Source organism: Streptomyces sp. PU-14G (genome assembly GCF_041028275.1).
Classification (GTDB): Bacteria; Actinomycetota; Actinomycetes; order Streptomycetales; family Streptomycetaceae; genus Streptomyces.
Window position 1 is genome coordinate 1 of the sequence record NZ_JASKYT010000536.1, and the last position, 3,724, is coordinate 3,724.

Consider the following 3,724-nt stretch of genomic DNA (forward strand, 5'->3'; position numbering starts at 1 on the left):
CCTGAGCCTCGCCCGCCCCGGCCCAGCCCGCGACGGCCTGCGCGGTGGCGTCCGCCAGCACGAGGTCGGGGCGGGCGAGGCTCAGGCGGGCGCGGAGCACGTCGGGTCCCGCGCCGGGGTCGAGCACGGCGGCGCGGAGCCCCAGCCGCCAGGCGGCCAGCAGTACCGCGAGGGCGCGTGGCCCGGGTCGGACGGCGACACCGAGCGTGGCGCCGGGGCCCAGGCCGCGGCGGTGGAGGGCGGCGGCGTAGCGGTCGGCCAGGTCGGTCAGGTCGCCGCGGGTGGCCCGTACGCGGAGGCCGCCGGCGGGGGTGGTGCCCAGGAGTGCGGGCAGGTGCGGGTCGCGGCGCAGTGCGCTCTCGAGGGTGTCCAGCATCAGCGCGGGTCCTCTCCGTGTCGTCCAGGACCTTTGTCGAGGTACCAGCGGGCGGTGCCGGCCAGTCCGTAGGCGCGCAGCCGCCGGGTGGAGTTGCCGACGACCATGCGGCGCTCGTGCGCGATGGCGGTGGTGCGGCGGCGTACCCGGTTGAGGAAGAGCCGGTCGGTGGGCGAGGGGCGGCGCGGCATTCCGCCGACCTCCTGGTAGAGCCGCGCGGTGATCGCCATGTTGTTGCCCGCGTGCATCCGGTAGGGCGCCAGGTAGCCGTGGCGGCGCCGGTGCGCGGGGCGGAGCCTGCCGAAGAGCGCGGCGAGGCCCACCAGGAGGCGGAAGGCGGCGCGTCCGGCGGGCCCGTGTTCGTCGGGGCGTGCGACGACGCGCCCGCACACCAGACCCGCGCCGCTGTCGAGCGCGGCGCGTGCGGCGGCGCTCCAGCCCGGGTGCGGGAGGCAGTCGGCGTCGGTGCGGGCCAGCAGGGTGGCGCCGTGTGCGATGGCGTACCGGAAGCCGGTGTCCACGGCGCTTCCGACGCCCTTCTCCGGTTCGGTGACGACGTGGACGGGGAACGGCGCCCGCTCCGCGAACCGGCGGGCGAGGCGGGCCGTGCCGTCGGTGGAGGCGTTGTCGACGACGAGGAGGGTGAAGTCCCGGTCGGTCTGTGCGGCGAGTGCGTCGAGGGTGCCGGGCAGCCGTGCGGCTTCCTGGTGGGCCGGGACCACGACCCACAGGGGGTGGGCCGCCGGCGCCGGGCGGGTGGCCGCTGCCGCGTCCGCCGGTGCGGGGGATGTCGGTGTCACGCCTTCTCCCAGACCATCGTCATGAGGCTGACGCCCCCGCCGAGCCCGACCAGCAGCACCCGGTCGCCGGGGAGCAGTTGGTCGTGTACCCGGTCGAGCTGGACGCCGAGGGTGGCGCTGGCGACGTTGCCGAGTTCGGGCACGGTCACCACCAGCCGGTCCCACGGCACGCCGGTCAGCTCGGCGAACCGCTCCAGGTAGGGGACCGTCACCTGGTGGACGAGGACGTGCCGGAAGTCGTCCCAGTCCAGGCCGGTGCGGTGGCGCACCCGGTCCAGCACCGAGGTGCCGACCTTCTCGAACACGTCGCGCAACTCGGCGCCGTCGCCGTGGAAGTAGGTGTGTTCGTCACCGCGCGGGTGCCGCGATCCGCCGCCGGCTATCCCGCCGACGGCCCAGTGCTCCGAGTGGGTCTCGGTGTCGACGTCGACGATGCCGCCGGCCGTGACGGGCTCCAGCACCACGGCCGCGCCCGCGTCGCCGAAGGTGTATCCGGCGAACGCGTCGCGGAACTGGTCGAGATCCGCGGGGGCCTGGCGTACGGCCCGGCTCGGGGTCTCCCCCGTGACGACCAGGGCCCGGCGGGCCCGCCCGGCCAGCAGCATGGAGCGGGCCAGGTCGATGCCGCCGACGAAGCTGTTGCAGGCGTTGGTCACGTCCAGCGCGTGCGCGCGGGAGCCCAGCGCGTCCTGCACGATGTGCGCGGTGGCGGGTTCGGCCACGTCCCGGGTGGCGGAGGCGAACAGGAGCAGGTCGATGTCAAGCGGGTCGAGCCCGGCCCGGTCGAGCGCGGTGCGGGCGGCCCGGGTGGCGAGTGTGGAGGCGTACTCGTCCTCGGCGGCGACCCGCCGGGTCTCGATGCCGGTGACCCGCTCGAACATCCGCTCAGGAAGTGCGAGCCCGCTGTGCGCGGCGACGGTGCGCCGCAGTTGCTCGGAGTCCACGACCCGTCCCGGCAGCGCCGACGCGACCCCGGTGATACCCACCCGCGGCCGGCCGGGCGCCGCTTCCTCGCCGGTGTTGTGTATGCCCATGACACGGAGACTATGAAGACGCACGGCCGCGGACATGAGTGCGCGTACTCAGACCTTGCACGCCGAAACGCCCGGCGCGGTGCCCGCACTTCGGCACACGGCCGCGACGGAGGGCGTACGCGGGCGGCCCCGGACGCACGGGCGACGCTCCACCGGTGAGCGGCGCCTGGGCCGCTCCGGTGCCTCGGCCGTCCCGACGCTCGGACCAGGGCAGCGGGCTGCTCGGGTCGCCGGGGGAAAGGCCCCAACCACCTCGTACCGCACCGCCCCTGGCCCGCCGGAGGGTCAGGGACGTTCCGGCGGCTTGGGTCCCGTGCGGCGTCGAGGGCGTGGCGCGCTCCGCAGCGGCGGCATGTCCGGGTTTGCGGTATGGAAGGGTGTCACGCCAATAGGCTGCGCTATGAAGGCATGTGAGGGAGGAAGGCCATGACCGCAGGGTTGGAACTGGCGTTTGAGCCGGGTAGTGGCACGTTCGCTCTGCACGATCAGCCGTGGCGCGACCAGGTCGCGGACCTGCATGCGACCCTGCGTGAGGAGGTGGGGGCGGTTGTCCGGCGCGGTGTGCCCGGGCCGGGGCAGAAGGGCGCTGTCGAGACAACGGTGCTCGCGTTGGGTTCCTCCGGAGCGGTGACGGCCGCGGTGGCGTGCTTCCGAGCCTGGCTGAACCGGGACAAGTCCAGAACGCTGACCGTGGCCTGGATCGACGACTCGGGAGCCGAGCAACGCTTGGAGGTCACCGGCGACAATATCGACCAAGCGTCCTTCCAGGCTCTCACCGAGGCTCTTGGCAGCCGGTTCGGAGGCGACAGCCGATGACGGAGAGCGGGCGCTACCGGGGGTTGCTGATCGGCAACGCCGACTACCCTCGCGACCCCCACGCCCTGCCTGCCCTCGAAGGCCCGCTGACCGACATCGTGGAACTGCGGAACGCGCTCGCGGATGAACAGGTCGGGCTGTTCGGCTCCGCCGACCTCGACGTCCTGCCCGACTACGGCATCCACGACCTTCGGGAGCGGGTCGACGAGCTTTTCACCACCGCAACCCGTGAGGATGTGCTGCTGCTGTACTACAGCGGCCACGGCCAACTCGACGAACGCGGCACTCTCTACCTGTGCGCCAGGGACACCAGGACCGCCGCCCTGCGGGCCACCGCGCTGAGCGCGATCGAGATCAACAACATCGTCGACGGTTCACCGGCGACCAGCATCGTCATCATCCTCGACTGCTGTTACAGCGGCGCCTTCAAGGGCGCCACCCCTACTACCCCCGTCGCGGGCAGAGGCCGCTACGTCCTCACCAGCAGCAGATCCACCCAACTCTCCCAGGCGGCCACCCGCCCCAGCCAACCCAGCCCGTTCACCCGGCAACTCGTCCGGGCCCTGCGCAGCGCACCACCCAGTAAAGGTGCCGAACACCTGACCGTCGTGGAGATCTACCGGCAGGTGCACCACTGGATGACCGCCAACGCCGTCATCGCCCCGCAGTTGAGGTTCGCGGGGCGATGMCGGCGTTGG

Annotated in this window: 5 protein-coding genes; 2 read left to right on the plus strand and 3 right to left on the minus strand. The window is 73.2% G+C overall.

All coding sequences use genetic code 11. From position 1 onward, the window contains the following. The 3 genes from AB8Z75_RS32945 to AB8Z75_RS32955 all read right to left on the minus strand — a co-directional run. The coding region (locus AB8Z75_RS32945) for an AMP-binding protein (RefSeq protein ID WP_369208492.1) at window positions 1-376 on the minus strand (376 nt) is incomplete at its 3' end. Next, on the minus strand, window positions 376-1,176 hold the full coding sequence (locus AB8Z75_RS32950) for a glycosyltransferase family 2 protein (RefSeq protein ID WP_369208494.1): 801 nt from the start codon (window positions 1,174-1,176) through the stop codon (window positions 376-378). The genes AB8Z75_RS32950 and AB8Z75_RS32945, both read right to left, overlap by 1 nt. After that, complete coding sequence (locus tag AB8Z75_RS32955; protein WP_369208496.1) at window positions 1,173-2,210, minus strand: 3-oxoacyl-ACP synthase III family protein; 1,038 nt, start codon at window positions 2,208-2,210, stop codon at window positions 1,173-1,175. Before AB8Z75_RS32955 ends, AB8Z75_RS32950 begins: the two co-directional genes overlap by 4 nt. Before the next feature lie 426 nt (window positions 2,211-2,636). Between AB8Z75_RS32955 and AB8Z75_RS32960 the strand changes: the two genes are divergently transcribed. Together AB8Z75_RS32960 and AB8Z75_RS32965 are read left to right on the plus strand one after the other, a co-directional pair. Then, entirely contained in the window at window positions 2,637-3,026 is a 390-nt protein-coding gene (locus tag AB8Z75_RS32960) for a hypothetical protein (RefSeq protein ID WP_369208498.1), read from the plus strand. Then, a partial coding sequence (locus tag AB8Z75_RS32965) for a caspase domain-containing protein (protein ID WP_369208500.1) occupies window positions 3,023-3,724 on the plus strand: 702 nt, incomplete at its 3' end. The genes AB8Z75_RS32960 and AB8Z75_RS32965, both read left to right, overlap by 4 nt.

Coding starts and splice junctions, on each gene's coding strand:
- AB8Z75_RS32955 (WP_369208496.1), bottom strand. CDS start 2,210: ATGGGCATACACAACACCGGCGAGGAAGCGGCGCCCGGCCGGCCGCGG.
- AB8Z75_RS32960 (WP_369208498.1), top strand. CDS start 2,637: ATGACCGCAGGGTTGGAACTGGCGTTTGAGCCGGGTAGTGGCACGTTC.